Annotated in this window: 10 protein-coding genes; 2 read left to right on the top strand and 8 right to left on the bottom strand. The window is 73.6% G+C overall.

All coding sequences use genetic code 11. The features are described from left to right. Positions 1 to 79: 79 nt before the first annotated feature. On the top strand, positions 80 to 1,525 hold the full coding sequence (locus tag NW895_RS28915) for a serine hydrolase domain-containing protein (protein ID WP_289939222.1): 1,446 nt from the start codon (positions 80 to 82) through the stop codon (positions 1,523 to 1,525). On the opposite strand, the gene NW895_RS28910 is transcribed toward NW895_RS28915, so the two are convergent. From NW895_RS28910 to NW895_RS28880, 7 genes are all read right to left on the bottom strand, one after another. Beyond that, positions 1,517 to 3,160 (bottom strand): serine/threonine-protein kinase, encoded by a 1,644-nt coding sequence (locus NW895_RS28910; protein ID WP_289939221.1) that lies wholly within the window; start codon positions 3,158 to 3,160, stop codon positions 1,517 to 1,519. The two genes, NW895_RS28915 and NW895_RS28910, sit on opposite strands and share 9 nt — an antisense overlap. A 333-nt stretch (positions 3,161 to 3,493) precedes the next feature. Beyond that, a complete protein-coding gene (locus tag NW895_RS28905; RefSeq protein ID WP_289939219.1) occupies positions 3,494 to 4,453 on the bottom strand; it encodes a threonine/serine dehydratase in 960 nt (319 codons plus the stop codon). Between the two features lie 134 nt (positions 4,454 to 4,587). Beyond that, positions 4,588 to 5,625, bottom strand: coding sequence for a polyprenyl synthetase family protein (locus NW895_RS28900; protein ID WP_289939217.1), 1,038 nt, complete (start codon positions 5,623 to 5,625; stop codon positions 4,588 to 4,590). Next, complete coding sequence (locus tag NW895_RS28895) at positions 5,622 to 6,680, bottom strand: tetratricopeptide repeat protein (protein ID WP_289939215.1); 1,059 nt, start codon at positions 6,678 to 6,680, stop codon at positions 5,622 to 5,624. Before NW895_RS28895 ends, NW895_RS28900 begins: the two co-directional genes overlap by 4 nt. 169 nt (positions 6,681 to 6,849) lie before the next feature. Next, positions 6,850 to 7,527: an AIM24 family protein gene (locus tag NW895_RS28890; protein ID WP_289939213.1), complete on the bottom strand. Its 678-nt coding sequence runs from the start codon at positions 7,525 to 7,527 to the stop codon at positions 6,850 to 6,852. Positions 7,528 to 7,587: 60 nt separating this feature from the next. Then, positions 7,588 to 8,946: a CAP domain-containing protein gene (locus NW895_RS28885; RefSeq protein WP_289939212.1), complete on the bottom strand. Its 1,359-nt coding sequence runs from the start codon at positions 8,944 to 8,946 to the stop codon at positions 7,588 to 7,590. Positions 8,947 to 9,024: 78 nt separating this feature from the next. Next, positions 9,025 to 10,197, bottom strand: a complete 1,173-nt coding sequence (locus NW895_RS28880; protein WP_289939211.1) for a serine hydrolase domain-containing protein — start codon at positions 10,195 to 10,197, stop codon at positions 9,025 to 9,027. Between the two features lie 315 nt (positions 10,198 to 10,512). Here NW895_RS28880 and NW895_RS28875 point away from each other — a divergent pair, with 315 nt between their 5' ends. Beyond that, positions 10,513 to 11,727, top strand: coding sequence for an SGNH/GDSL hydrolase family protein (locus tag NW895_RS28875; protein WP_289939209.1), 1,215 nt, complete (start codon positions 10,513 to 10,515; stop codon positions 11,725 to 11,727). Between the two features lie 16 nt (positions 11,728 to 11,743). Here the strand turns inward: NW895_RS28875 and NW895_RS28870 are convergent, their stop codons facing one another. Then, positions 11,744 to 14,686, bottom strand: a complete 2,943-nt coding sequence (locus NW895_RS28870; RefSeq protein ID WP_289939208.1) for a helix-turn-helix transcriptional regulator — start codon at positions 14,684 to 14,686, stop codon at positions 11,744 to 11,746. Positions 14,687 to 14,752 lie beyond the last annotated feature (66 nt).

The raw sequence follows: 14,752 nt of genomic DNA, 5'->3' as shown, positions 1-14,752 counted from the left end.
GCCGCCGGGGGTGAAAACCGGCACCTCTGGCGCGAACAAACCTCTCGATCACCACCGGTCTGAGGGGCAGGATGCTCGCATGAGTGTTCGCCCGCTGCCCTCCAGCGCCCCCGCCGACCAGGGAGTGGACGCGTCCGGTGTCCACGCCTTCCTCGACGCACTCGAAGCCGCCCCGGACATCGAGCCGCACAGCCTGATGATCCTGCGCCACGGCCATGTCGTGGCCTCCGGCTGGTGGGCGCCGTACACGGCCGAGCGCCCCCAGCTGCTGTACTCGATCAGCAAGAGCTTCACCGGCACGGCCGCCGGGCTCGCCGTGGCGGAGGGACTGATCGGCCTCGACGACACGGTGCTCTCGTACTTCCCGGAGTTCGAGGCCGACATCACCGACCCGCGCAGCCGCGCGATGCTCGTCCGGCACGTGGCGTCCATGGCCAGCGGGCACGAGGCGGAGACCATCGAGCAGACGCTCGCGCTCGATCCGGCGGAGCCCGTGCGTGGCTTCCTCCTGCTGCCGCCGGACCGTGATCCCGGCACGGTGTTCGCGTACAACCAGCCCACCACGTACACGCTCGCCGCGATCGTGCAGCGCGTGACCGGGCAGCCGCTCACCGATTATCTGCGGCCCCGGCTGCTGGACCCGCTGGGCATCGGCGACGTGGCCTGGCTGCGGGACGGTTCCGGCCGGGAGCTCGGCTACAGCGGTCTGCACGCCACGACCGACGCCGTCGCCCGCCTCGGCCAGCTGTATCTGCGGGGCGGGGTCTGGGAGGGCGAGCGGCTGCTTCCCCAGGCGTGGGTCACCGAGGCCACGCGCCCGCACATCGCCACGACGGACGCCTTCGGCGAGACGGAACGCAACGACTGGCACCAGGGTTACGGCTTCCAGTTCTGGAAGTCCCGGCACGGCTACCGCGGCGACGGCGCGTACGGCCAGTTCTGCCTGGTGCTGCCCGAGCACGACGCCGTGATCGCTCTGACGGGCGAGACCGTGAGGATGCAGCAGGTGCTCGACTTCGCCTGGGAACACCTGCTGCCCGCGTTCCGGCCCGCGCCGCTGACCGGACGCGAGGAGCAGGACGCGTCCCTGCGGGAGCGGCTGGCCCGGCTCGCGCTGCCGCCGGCCGCCGGCAAGTCCGCGCCCGAGGAGCGGGCCGAGGACTGGTCGGGCGCCGCGTTCACGCCGTACGGCGGTGTCTGCGCGGACCAGCCGGGCGTGACCGCGGCCGACGTCACAGCGGGTCCGGACGGCTGGACGCTCAGCCTCACCGAGGACGGCGACCGGCTGGAGCTGCGGCTCGGCGCGCAGGGGTGGACCGTCACCGAGGAGCCGGTTCCAACGGCGGTGAGCGGCGGATGGGCCGACGCCGGCACCCTTGTCGTGGACGTGGCGTTCCTGGAGACACCGCACCATCTGATCGTGACGTGCTCCCTGGCGGACGGGACGTTCACGGCGCGGTGGCGCACGAGCCCCCTGCACGCCGGGCCGCTCCGCACCCTGCGCGCCCCACGTCACTCAGTCTGAGGCCGGCCGGAAGGTCCGCAGGAAGGTCTTGAGCGCCTCCTCGTTCTCCGCGTCCTCCCAGTCGTCGGCCGGGGTCGTCCAGCGCAGCGAGAAGCTCCGGCCCCCCTCGAGCAGGAAGCCGCGGCCGAAGGTGCGCAGCTGGACGCCGTCGATCGTGGCGACCCACTCCATGTCGGCGGCCTCGCGGCCCTGGTACGTCGTCGCGCGGATCTCCCCGATCCGCCGGTAGCCGCCCGCCTGCTTCAGATTGGGCTCGACCTCGTCGCGCCAGACGGCCACGGGATCCTCGACGCCGCGTTCGCTGTAGGTGACCGTGAGCGTGCGATGGTCACCGTCCGCGCCGAAGATGACGCGGGTCGCATCCTCCGCGCGCCTGGTCTGCAGCGGCTTCCAGCCCTCGGGCAGGGCTACGGAGAAGCCCTCCGGCGAGTGGTGGCTGCGGTAGCCGGGCGGCAGGGCGGGGGCCGACGGGGACGGGGTGGCGGTCGGGCGGGGGGTGCTCTCCTCGGTCCTGTCGCCCGGCGGGGAGACGGAGGCCGACGGGCTGGGCGTGCGCGTACCGGGTGCGGAGGCCGAGGGGCTGGGCTGAATCCCGGACGCGGGGGCCGAGGGCAGCTGCTGCGCTCCGGTGGCGGAGTCGTCGGCGCCGGTGTCGGTACCGGGCAGTCCCTGCGTGGCTGCGAGGACGCCCACCGCGACGGTGACGACGGCCAGGGTGGTGCCGGCGACCATGGTGCGTCTGCTCCACGCCCGGCCCATGTGGAAGGCGGCGGCGTACGCGCCGCGCAGGCGGGGACCGGGCGCGGCCTGCAGGGCCACGTCGGGGTCCTCCGTCAGCACGCGGGTCAGCGCCTCGCGGACCACGGGGCGGGTCAGCCGCTCCCGCGAGTCCTTGCGCAGCAGCCCCTGTACGACCTGGGCGAGCGGACCGGCCCGCACCGGCGTGCGCAGCGGCAGCCGGTCGACGCCCTTCAGCGTGGCCTCGGGCCGGCCCCGGTCCCGGAAGGGCGGGCGCCCCTCGACCATCGTGTAGAGGATCGCGCCGAGCGCCCACAGATCGGCCGCCGGTCCGATCCGCTCGTCGCGGGCCTGCTCTGGGGAGGCGTACGACGGCGCGGCGAGCCGGGGAGCGAGGGTCGCGCCGGCCAGCCCGAAGCCGGTGACCACGATGGAGCCCTCCTCGCGCACGAACACCTGGCCCGGACTCAGCTCGCCGTGCGTGATGCCCTCCCCGTGCGCGGCCTGAAGCACCTCCAGGATCTGCAGCCCGGTCCGCGCCGTCCGCACGTGATCGAAGGGGCCCCGCTCGGCGAGGATGTCGCCCAGGGGAACACCGTCGATCCACTCGGTGACCGTCCACAGGGAGCCGTACTCCTCGACGGCGTCGACGACCGTGGCGACCCGCCCGGGGCACAGGCGCGCCACGGTCTCGCTCGTGTGGACCAAGCGGCTGGTGACCCGGCCCGCGGTGCCGTCGGGGTCGTCCGGGAGGCCGATCTGCGTGACCAGGCACGGGCGTGCGTCCTGGGTGTCCTCCGCGTACCAGCACATGCGGTTCGTTTCGCGATGGACGACCTCGAGAAGGCGATACCTTCCGGCGACCAACTCGTGTGTGGAGACGTGCGCCCTGCCCATGGCCATCCCTCGTTGCACCGTGGCTTTCAGCTTTCCCAGAGGTACGACGAGTGAGGTGGGCTGCGTTCAAATGGATCCGAAACTCCCGGGCGCTCCTGGCTTTTATTCAAAAGATGCGTGCAAGTGTGCGAAGAAGGGAGTCATTCGGGGTGATACGCGCGCCCGACCTCGGCCTCCCGCTCGGCTGCCGACGGCGTGGAATTCCACCACCGGTGGCCGCGGAAACGAATATCTTCGGCCGACCTGGGGGTAACCACCGGTAAAATGGCGTGTGAACGAACTCGCGCGCCCCCGGCCGGAATTCACCGGCGAATCGACGGGGCGCCCGAGCCGTCAGCGAAGGCCGAAGCGAGCCGACCAGGCCATCACATCGGTGGTGGTCGCGTTGCCTCCGCACACCACCAAGCCGAGCCGTGCCCCGTCACCCACCCGCTCCAGCACCCGCCGGGCCGCGGGCAGAAGGCAGCCGGCGGCGGGCTCGGCCCACACCTTCGCGTGGTCGGCGAGGTCGAGCGACCCCTGCACCGCCTCCCGGTCCGGCACCACCAGCACCTCGGTGACCAGGGCGGACACATGGTCGTACGTCAGCTGCGACGCGGAGGGCGCGCTGAGCGTGGACACGATCGACGACAGCGCGACCGGCACCGGGCCGCCCGCCGCCAGCGCCTCGGACATGGCCTGCGCCCCCTCGGTCTCCACGCCCCAGACCCGCACGTCCGGGCGGCGGGCCCGCAGCGCAGCCGCGACGCCGGCGATCAGCCCGCCGCCCCCGACACTGACCAGTACGTCGGTGAGTTCGCCGGCGTCGTCGGCGAACTCCAGCCCGACGGTGCCCTGCCCGGCGATCACCACCGGGTCGTCGAAGGGGTGGACCAGGGTCAGCCCCTCCTCCCGCAGCCGGCCCACGAGCGCGAACGCGCCGTCCATGTCGTCGGTCACCCGCACCGACGCGCCGGCGTCCCGGGCGATCTCCACGGCCCGGGCGGGCGCCGAGCGCGGCATGACCACCGTGGCCTTCACATCGAGGGCCGAGGCCATCACCGCCACGGAGATGCCGTGGTTGCCGCCGCTGACCGCCACGACACCGGCGGCCCGCTCGGCCTCGCTCAGCGACAGCAGCTTCGCCGTCGCCCCGCGCGCCTTGAACGAGCCGGTGCGCTGCAGCAGCTCCAGCTTCGCCGTGACGGGGGCGCCCAGCAGCGCGGACAGGCCGGGGCTCGACACGGTCGGGGTGCGCACGGTGTGTCCGGCGATCCGCTCGGCCGCGGCCTGGATCTCCGTGATTCCGATCAAGACAGTCATCCTCCCGGCGCGGGGCGGGGATCCGCGCACGGTGGAACCCTGCTGCCCATGGCCACGCAGGTCAACTCGGCTTGCCCGTCGGTGGGACGGAGCAGGTGGGTCCGGGAGCAGTGACCACACCCGGCTCAAAGGTCCCGCCGCACAAGGAAGTCCAGCAGCGACCGCAGCTCACCGGCCGCGCCGGCCTCCAGCGGTACGTCGGCCAGCGCGGCCTCCACCGCGAGGATCTGACGGCGTGCCTCCGCCAGGGCCGCCGACCGGCCGCCGGCCTCGTCGATCAGCACGGCCGCCTCCTCGGGTTCGGCGCCGGACTCCAGAAGCGCGGCGAGGCGCCGGGCGGCGGGTACGGGGGCGCCGAGTGCGGTCAGTACCGGAAACGTCTTCTTCCGCTCCCGCAGATCGCCGTGGACGGGCTTGCCGGTGACGGCCGGATCGCCCCAGATTCCCAGCAGGTCGTCGACGACCTGGAAGGCGATCCCCAGGTGCCGCCCGGCCCGGTCGAGGGCGTCGACCGTCGTGGGCGCCGCGCCGCCGAGCAGCGCGCCCAGCGCGGCCGCGCAGCCGAGCAGGGCTCCCGTCTTGTGCTCGGCCATCGTCCGGTACTGGTCCGGCCGCACCCGCTCCGGTCCGGTCCAGGGCCGCGCGGCGAACAGCAGGTCGTCGGCCTGCCCACGCACCAGGTCGCCCAGCGCGGCGGACAGCACCCGAAGAGCCTCCGGGCCCGCCGCGGTGGCGGCGAGCGTCTCGACGGCCAGCGCGAACAGAGCGTCCCCCGCGAGGACCGCGGGCCCGGTGCCGTACGCCTTCCACACCGTGGGGCGGCGGCGCCGGGCCGGGTCGCCGTCCATGATGTCGTCGTGCAGCAGGGAGAAGGTGTGCACCAGCTCCACCGCGACCGCCGCGGGCACCCCGGCCCGCCCGGACGCACCGGCGGCCTCGGCCCCGAGGACGGCCAGCGCCTGCCGTACGCCCTTGCCGCCGGAGGCGACGACCGGGGCGCCGCCCACCTCGCACCAGCCGAAGGAGTACGCGGCCATCTCACCCACCCACGGATGCATCCGCCCGACGGCCTCCTCCAGCGCGGGCCGCACCAACGCGCGGCAGCGGGCGAGGAGCCGGGGAGCACCGGCGGGCGCGTGGACCGTCGAGGAGAGCGCCCTCACCGTACGGCCTCCGCCGCCACCGCCGGGCCGCTCTGTATGCCGAACTCCTCCTGGGCCCGCCCCACCATCTCGCGCGCGTGCTTGAGGCCGATCCGTTCCAGCGTCCGGGCCAGGTCGGCGAGTTCGGCCGCCGTCTCGGTCCGGTCGCGCCCCAGCCGGGCGAGGGACTTGGCCAGCCCGAGCCGGGAGAGCGCCTCGCCGCGCGGTTCGCCGATCTCGCGGAACTCCGCGAGCGCCTGCTCGTAGAGGTCGCGGGCCTCGGCGTACCGCCCGGCGCGGTACAGGACGTTGCCGCGCATCTTGTGGTTGTAGGCCAGCGCGCTGGTGAGCTTCATCGCACGGCAGGTCACCTCCGCCTCGGACAGCAGCTCCAGCGCCCGCCCGACGTCACCGTCCCGCACGGAGACGACGTCGGCGAGCCCGCGCAGCGCCCAGGCGTGACCGCGCCGGTCGTCGGCACGCGCGGCGATCCCGGCCGCCTCCTCGAACAGCGCGTACGCGCTGTCGTACCGGCCGGTGTTGCGGTGCATCTGGGCGATGCCCTCCAGCGCCCACACCGTGTGCCGGGCCTCCCCGCGTTTGCGCGCCTCGGCCAGCAGCTGCTCGTGCAGCCTGCCGACGGCCTCGTAGTCGCCCTGGATCCGGCCGGTCTCCGCGAGCCCGGCCAGCGAGTAGCCGCGGACCACGATGTCGCCGCCGCGCTCGCCGAGTCCGGCCGCGAGCTCCAGCAGCCGCCGGGCGAGCCGGAAGGCCCCGCGCTGCCGGGCGAGGGTGCCGCCGCTCCACAGCGCCCAGGCCATCGCCGCGGTGTCCCCGGCCGTGCGAGCGGCCCGGTAGCTCGCCTTCCACGCCCGGTCGGCCTCGCCGATCCGGCCCAGCCGCCGGTGGGCCTCGGCCACCGCGAGCCCGGACCGCGCCGCCTCGTCGTGCCGCCCGGCCCGCTCGGCCGCACGTAACTGCTCGGTTCCGGCTGCCAGTACGTCGGTCAGCGAGGAGTTGACGGACAGGGTGGTGAGGGCGCCCTGATACTCCGGGGCGAATGCCTTGCCGTACATGCATGCCTTTCGGTTCCGCTCACACACCGTGTATACACAGAGCGTATACACGGCGTGTATAGCACATGGAGATCCAGCCCTGGCCCAGGAGGCCAGGGCATCACCTGTTGTCGATCAAGACGTCGGCGGAACCGGGCGGGTTGCCTGTGAGGCGCAGATCACCTGCCCCTCAGTGCTGTTGTGCCTTCTGAGGTGTCACCTCGCTCGGCCGTACGACGACGTACCCCTCGCCCTGGAGCATCAGCTGCACGGCCTCCCCGGAGCCGCCGCGCAGCATCGAGCCCAGGGACTGCGAGCGGTGCAGGGAGGTCCCCAGGCCCGCGGTCCAGCCGACGACCGCGTCCGTGTCGACGTACACCGGGTACTGCGGCGAGACCGGGATGACCAGCGGATTGCCCTCGCACACCAGCCCCAGCCGGCCGTGCCCGGAGAAGACGCTGTTGAACAGCCCGCCACCGGCGATGCCGGCGCCCTTCACCGTCTCGATGCGGTAGGACAACGACGCGTCGAAGCACAGGACGTTGCGGCCGTTGACGGTGAACTGGTCGCCCGGGTCGACCTCGACGACGAAGACGTTCTGCGCCTCGTGCGCGAACCAGGCCTCGCCCTGCCCGCGCACCGACATCAGCGGCAGCCCCTCCCCGGTGACCGCGCGCTTGAGCATGCCGCCCAGGCCCTGCCCCTTGCGCTCGAACTGGAGGTTGCCGCGGTAGGCGACCATCGCGCCCTGCCGGGCGAGCATCTCGCCGCTCACGGCATACCTGATGCACTTGGCGTTCTCGACGATCATGCCCGGCGCGGTGGCGGGCTGCACCATGTGCTCGCTGGAAAAGAGGTCACCCTTCATGCAGGCATCCTGGCCCGGACGACTTCGTTCCGCCAAGATCGCGGACGAGCCGACCGGCCGTCAGCCGCCGAAGAGCTGGGTCCAGTACGTGCCGGCCCGGCCGCCGCCGGCGAAGCCAACTCCGATGTGGGTGAACTCGGGACCGAGGATGTTGGCGCGGTGACCGGGGCTGTTCATCCACCCCTCGACCACCTCGGCGGGGGAGCGCTGACCGCAGGCTATGTTCTCGCCGATCGCGCGCCGGGTGGCGCCCGCGGCGGCGGCTCGGTCCCAGGGCCTGCTGCCGTCGGGCGAGGTGTGGGAGTAGAAGTCACGGGCCACCATGTCCGCGCTGTGCGCCCGTGCGGCGGTGGCGAGCAGGGGATCGGGGGCCAGGGGCGGCAGCCCCGCCCGGGCGCGCTCCCGGTTGGTGAGGCCGATGACGTCGGCCTCGGTCCGGGCCAGGCCGCCCGGCGTGAGAGGCCGGGCCCACAGTGCGGTCCAGTAGGTGTCCCCGGAAGGTCCGGCGGCGACGGACGCCACACCGGCGTGGAGGAAAGCCGGGTCGTGCAGGACGCGCCGGGGCTGGTCGGTGCGCAGGCAGTACGCGACGAACTCCGCGGGTGTGCGCGGGCCGGAGACCAGGTGCTCGCCGACGGTGAGGTACCGGTATCCGGCGGCGATGACGCGCTGGTGAACCGAGACGCCGTCCTGGCCCTCGACGCCCGGGCGACCGGCGGTCGCCATGGCGGTGGCGTGGTCCCGGGCCGCGGAGGTCAGCCGGGCGTCGAGGGAGACGGGAGGAGAACCGGCCCCGGTGCGGGCGGAGTTGACCAGGCCGAGGAAGCCGTCGGGGTCGCAGGAGCCGGGAGGGGAGCCGACGGCAGGGGAGGAGCCGACCGGGCCAGGGGCGCCGTCGGAGCCGGAGCAGGGGGCCTGCGGCGAGGGCGCCGGCGGTGGGTCGTCCACGACGTCCACCCCGAAGTCCCGGGCGAGGCCCGCGAGTCCGTCGGCGTATCCCTGGCCCACCGCACGCAGCTTCCAGTGGTCGCCGCGCCGGTAGATCTCCGCCAGCAGCAGGACGGTCTCCTGCCGCGGGCGCGGCGGGGTGAACCGGGCCAGGGGACGCCCGACCGCGTCGGTGACGTGCAGCGTGGGGGAGGGCAGACGACCGAGTGGAGTTTCCGGCTCGGCGGGGCTGACCGCCACCGTGACCCGGGTGGCCCCGGGCCGCAGTCTCGGCGGGTCGACGGTCAGCGTGTCACCCCGCAACCGGGCACCCGGAGCCTGCGGCTGGTTGTAGAACACGAAGTCCCCGTCGCCGCTGACCTTGCCGCCGTCATCCGTGATGAGCGCCGACACGTCGAAACGGCCGGGCACCCGGACGGTCACGGAACCACCCGGGAGCACCAGATTGCCGCCGGGGACCAACTCGCCCATCGTGCCGCCCTGGTGTGTCGTTGTTCGCGCCCCGAGGGGATTGTCCGGGAAACGTCCGGCGGGGCGAGCGGGTTCCCGTCAGGCGGCAGGCCGGACCTTGACCGGTTTGCCGCAGAAGGCGGACTCCAGGGTCCCCAGCATGGTGTTCAGCACCTTGCCGTTGTTGGACGTGTTGGCGAGCGCGGCGAGACTGCGCCGTCCGTCCTTCGACGCGAACGCGTACGTGTAGTAGCCCTGAACGGCGCCCGTGTGCCCGTACACCGACACCCCGCACGACAGGTCGCGCCGCCGCAGACCGAGCCCGTACGCCTGCGAGCCGCCCGACGGTACCCACCGCTGCATCTGCGCCAACTGCTCGGCGGAGGTCAGCCGGCCGCCGAGGAGGGCCGCGAGGAAGGTGTTCAGGTCCCGGGTGCTGGAGATGAGGGCGCCCGCGCTCTGCGCCCAGGACACCGTCTGCTCGGTGGCGTCGACCAGTGCCGTGTCGGCCTCGTCCGGGGTGAGGTAGCCGCGGGCGTGACGGCCCGGGATCCGCATGCCGGGGTGGACGTAGAAGGTGTCGCGCAACTGCAGCGGGGTGATGATCCGCTCCTGGTACGCGGTCCGCACCGAGTGGCCCGTCAGCTTCTCGATGAGCATCCCGGCGACCACGAAGTTGGTGTTGGAATAGGAGTAGGCTCCGCCGGGCCCGGTGGTCCGGGGGCGCCGCAGTGAACGGTCCACCAGCTCGCGGTACGTGAAGACCCGGCCGCGGACCGCCTCGAAGCCGGGGACCGTCCTTGCGAACATGTCGTTCGTGTAGTCGTACAGGCCGCTGCGGTGACTCAGCACGTGCCGCACGGTGATCCGGTCGTCGGGCAGCAGACCCGGCAGGTAGCGGTTGACGGGGAAGTCGAGGTTCAGCTTCCCCTCGTCGGCCAGTTGCAGCAGCACGACGGCGGAGAAGGTTTTGGTGACGCTGCCGATGCGGAACCGGTCGGCGTGGGTGAGGGGCCGTCCGGTCGTGCGGTCGGCGACCCCGTCGGCCGTCTGGAGGACCGTGCCGTGGTCGTCCACCCGTGCCATCGCGCCCGGCGCGCCCTGCGTCAGCGCTCTGCTCAGGACGCGGCGCAGGCCCGTGGGGTCCGGCTCCGGCAGCTCGCCGACCGTGGGCGGGGCCGACTCCCTGGACGCTGCGTGCGCGGGGACGGCCAGCAGGGACAGCAGGACCGTGCCCGCCGTCGTGGCCCGGCGCAGTGTTGCTGAGAGCATCCGGCTCTCTCCCGTCCTCGCGGCGCCTTCTGCCGGCGCGTCAGCTGATGTGCTCGGTGATCAACGAGCGGAGAGTTCGCAAGGTATCGCCGGGAAAGGGATGAAGAGTGGATATTCGGTCTTACGGGTGCGTGCGTCACCCGTCAGGACAGATCCGGCCCCCGATCGAGGCCAGGTACCTGGTGGGGGAGTCGGACAAGCGCTGCGGTATCGTCCGGGTCGACGGCCCATCTGGGGTACCCCGACAGCCATGATCGAGATATTGCTGCACACCCGAGCCGACCACCCGGAATCCCTCCCCGAGGACTTCGCCCCGTGACGGGCCGGTACCAGCGGGCGTGCCGCCTGTTCACCGTCGCCCTGGCCGCCGCCGTTCTGGACGCCACTCCCGGACAGGCCGTGCAGGCCGCGGCCGACCCGCCGGACGGCGTCATCACCTGGGGAGCGAGCGCCGACCGCGTCGGCGAAGCCGGCGCCGACCGCGGCTACCGCATGGTCGTGCACACCAGCGTCGGCGGCAGCGGCCTGCGGATCCGGCTCTCCAACGCCTACGGGGACCGGCCGGTGACCTTCGACAGCGTCTACGCCGGCCTCCAGAAGGAGGGCCCGGAACTGGTCCGCGGCAGCAACCGGCGGCTCACCTTCGCCGGCGAGCGCTCCGTCACGGTGCCCGCCGGTGCCACCGCCCTCAGCGACCCGCGGCCGGGCAGACTGCCCGCCGCGAGCAACCTGGTGATCAGCATCCACTCGCCCGACGCGGAGGGCCCGGTGACCGGTCACTGGATGGCCCTGCAGACGTCGTACGCCACCCAGGGCGACCACACCGCCGAGGAGAGCGGCGCCCACTGGACGGGGAGGATGGGCTCCTGGTTCTACCTGGACGCCGTCTCCGTCCGCACGCGCCCGCGCACCGGTGCCGTGGTCGTGGTCGGCGACTCCGTCACGGACGGCTGGCACTCCACCTCCGACCGGAACCGCCGCTGGCCCGACTACCTCGCCCGGCGACTGCAACGGGCCGGCACGGCGGTCAAGGGCGTGGCCAACGAAGGGATCGCCGGCAACAAGATCCTGGCGGACGGCGACGGCCAGAGTGCCCTCAACCGGCTGGACCGGGATGTCCTGGCCCAGCCGGGCGTGCGCACCGTGTTCCTCTTCGAGGGCGTCAACGACATCAAGGCACACACCGGCGTCACCGCCCAGGACCTCATCGACGGCTACCGGACGATCATCGACCGTGCCCACACGGCCGGGAAGTGCGTCGTCGGCGCGACCATCGCCCCCTTCAAGGGCTGGTCGGAATGGGACCCGGCCGCCGAGGCGGTCCGCCGGGACGTCAACGCCTTCATCCGCGGCAGCGGGGAGTTCGACGCCGTCGCCGACTTCGACCGGGTCCTGCGCAGCCCGTACGACCACCAACGGATCCGCCCCGCCTTCGACGGCGGCGACCATCTGCACCCCAACGACAGGGGAATGCAGGCGATGGCCGACGCCGTGGACCTGACGGACCTCGACTGCGGTCGTCGGCGCTGAGGCCCGCTCCTGACCCCTAAGCCGTCGGCTCCGGGGCGACCAGCCCCTGCCGGTAGGCGATCGCCACCGCCTCGGTACGGCTCGCGGCGCCCAGCTTGGCGAGGATGTTGGACACGTGCACGCTCGCGGTCTTGCCGCTGATGAAGAGCTCCTCGCCGATCTGCCGGTTGCTGCGGCCGAGGGCGAGGAGTCGCAGCACCTCCTGCTCACGGGCGGTGAGCGCCGAAGCCCGGTCGCCGGCCACCGCGTCGTCCGACAGCCGGCCGCGGCGGACCAGGGCGTCCACCTGCTCCAGCAGGGGTGTGGCGCCGAGCCGCGCGGCCGTCTCCCGCACCGCGGCGGCCTCGGCGGCCGCCTCCGCACGGCGCTCGGCCACCAGCAGGGCTTCCGCCAGGCGCAGTTGACAGCGAGCCCGCTCGTAGGCGTCGCCGTAGTCGAACGCGGCGACCGCCTTCGCCCAGGCCGCCGCGTCCGGACCGGACTCGGCACGGATCCGCTCCGCCTCGGCGCGGGCCAGCCACGCCTGACCCTCCGGTCCCTGCGGTGTGCCGTCCTCCCCACGGGCGGCGGAGGCCCGAGCCTGCTCCACCAGCTCCGACGCGGTGTCCGCCCAGCGGCGCGCCCCGCCCTCGTCGCCGGCCAGCCGCAACTCGGCGGCCGTGTCGGCGACCGCGGACAGGGCGAGGGCGGCCAGCCGGACCGTGACGGAGGGCGGCGTGCCCGCCTCGTCGGTGAGCGCCTCCACCGTGGACCGCATCCGCCGCACGGCCGCCTCCGCGTCACGGCGCAGCGCGGCGGCGCCGGTCAGCACGAGGCCCGCGACGAGCGTGGCCATCCAGTCGAAGGGCCCCTCCAACAGGGCACGCGCCCGGTCGGCGACGTCGGCGTCGCCCCGCGCGAGCGCCACGTACAGCGCGGGGCCGGCCGTGTAACCGCCCGCGGCGGGCAGCACCTCGGCATCGGCCGCCGCCGCGCGCACGCACTCGTCCCAGCGGCCCAGCGTGTACAGAGCCAGCAGCTGCAGATACCGCATCTCCAGCGGATACGGCGAGGACAGCAGCCCGGCACGGCGGGCCCGGTCCAGGCCCTCGGTGAGCCACGGCAGGCACCCCGCCAGGTCGCCGGACTCGAAGCAGCCGACGGCCAGGTTGAACAGGGCGCGCATCTCCACCGGCGCGTTGCCCGACCGCCGCGCCAGATCCCGGGCCTCGCGCAGCCGCTCCCGGCCCTCCGGTGTACGCCGGCCGCCCCCTTCCAGGACGGCCAGGGAGGTCAGGAGGTCGGCGATGGCATCCGTGACCTGCAACTCCTCGGCGACGCGCAGGGCTTGCCGGGCGAGCCGTAGCGCCGTCTCGTTCTCCCCGACCTGGCGTGCCGCCAGGACATGGGTGGACGCCGCCCACACCCAGGTACGCGACGGCGGCTCGGCGGGGATCATGGCGAGCGCCTCGCTGCTGTGGGCGAAGGCGGACGTCAGGCTGTCGACGCTGAGCAGGTTCCCGGCGAGCGTGTAGCGGGCCCGGGCGGCGAGCTCCGAGTCGGCGTCCGGGTCGATGCCCGCGAGCGCGGACCGGGCGAGGGAGACCGCCCGGTGCAGCTCCCCGGCGTGCGCGGCCGCGGCCGAGGCGCGCAGCGTGAGCGACACGCTGTCCGTCCCGGGAGGCCGCGTGGACGCCCCCGACCACAGGTCGAGGGCCGCCTCCAGGTGCCGCAGCTCCTCGGCGGGCGCGCCGAGGAGCCGGGCGTGGTCGGCGGCCTCCAGGGACGCGGCGAGCGACTCGGCCAGGTCGTTGCTCTCGCGGTAGTGGTGGGCGCGCTCCGCCGCGCTCTCGGCACGGTGCTCCCGCCCGGCCAGCAGCCGGGCGAACGTGCCGTGCAGCCGGGCCCGCTCACCGGGGAGCAGGTCGGCGTACACCGCCTCCCGGGCGAGGGCGTGCCGGAAGGCGTACGTGCCGTCGTCGCCGGGCACGAGGAGCTGCCGCCCCAGGGCTTCGCGCAGCGCCGACTCCAACTCCTCCTCGGGCAGCCCCACGGCGTCCCTCAGCAGATCGTGCTCGACGCGGCGCCCGGCGACGGCGGCCGTGCGCAGCACCTGCTGGGCGGTGTCGGACAGCTGCTCGAACCGGATCAGAAGAACGTCGGCCAGCCCGCTCGGCACGCCCCCCGCCTCGGTGTCCGTGGCCGCGAGCAACTCCTCCGCGTAGAAGGCGTTGCCCTCGGCGCGCTCGACGATCCGCCGGACCGTCCCGTCCGGCAGCGGACGGTCGTGCAGGGCGCGCACCAGGCGGGCCACGTCGTCGTCGGCCAGGGGCCGCAGCTCCAGTCGCTCCACGGCGGGCAACCGCACCAGCTCGGCCAGCAGCGGACGCAGCGGGTGGCGGCGATGCAGGTCGTCGGCGCGGTACGAGGCGAACACCGCCGGCCGACGGGTGGGCGCACCGCCCGCCGACCGCTGGAGGACGCCCCTGCCGAGCAGAAACCTCAGCAGGTCACGGGAGGACTGGTCGGCCCAGTGCAGGTCCTCCAGCACGAGCAGCACCGGCGCGATGTCCGCCAGGTCGGCCAGCAGCCCCGCCATGCCCTCGAAGAGCCGCAGCCGCCCGCCCACTTCCGGCACGGCGTCCGTCCCGGCCCCCAGCAGCCGGTCCACCACAGGGTGGGCGGCCAGCGCGGACGCGAACCGCTCGTCTCCGGCGAGCGCGCCCAGGATCTCGGTGAACGGCAGATACGGCAGACCGACGTCACCGAGATCGACGCAGTGCCCGGTGAGCACGGTCGTACCGGCCTCGACGGCCCGTCCCGCGACCTCGTCCAGCATCCGTGTCTTCCCGACCCCGGCGTCCCCCGCGATCAGCACCGCTCGGGCTTCACCACCACGGGCACGTTCCAATACACCGGTGAGGCGGGCGAGTTCGTTCTCCCGGCCGACGAACGGCGTGACGAATGAGGTTGGCGACACGCCTACATCCTGTCACTCGTGATCGACAGCGTCTGGGCCGACCTGCACCTCCTAGGCCGTGTCCGC

It is taken from the genome of Streptomyces sp. S.PNR 29, assembly GCF_030386795.1.
Taxonomy (GTDB): domain Bacteria; phylum Actinomycetota; class Actinomycetes; order Streptomycetales; family Streptomycetaceae; genus Streptomyces.
The sequence above is the reverse complement of the archived record's forward strand: the minus strand, read 5'-3'. Positions and strand labels throughout refer to the sequence as shown.

Excerpts from the sequence above, each read along its gene's own strand:
- NW895_RS28910 (WP_289939221.1), bottom strand. The coding sequence starts at position 3,160 with ATGGGCAGGGCGCACGTCTCCACACACGAGTTGGTCGCCGGAAGGTAT.
- NW895_RS28890 (WP_289939213.1), bottom strand. The coding sequence starts at position 7,527 with ATGAAGGGTGACCTCTTTTCCAGCGAGCACATGGTGCAGCCCGCCACC.
- NW895_RS28880 (WP_289939211.1), bottom strand. The coding sequence starts at position 10,197 with ATGCTCTCAGCAACACTGCGCCGGGCCACGACGGCGGGCACGGTCCTG.
- NW895_RS28895 (WP_289939215.1), bottom strand. The coding sequence starts at position 6,680 with ATGTACGGCAAGGCATTCGCCCCGGAGTATCAGGGCGCCCTCACCACC.
- NW895_RS28885 (WP_289939212.1), bottom strand. The coding sequence starts at position 8,946 with ATGGGCGAGTTGGTCCCCGGCGGCAATCTGGTGCTCCCGGGTGGTTCC.
- NW895_RS28915 (WP_289939222.1), top strand. The coding sequence starts at position 80 with ATGAGTGTTCGCCCGCTGCCCTCCAGCGCCCCCGCCGACCAGGGAGTG.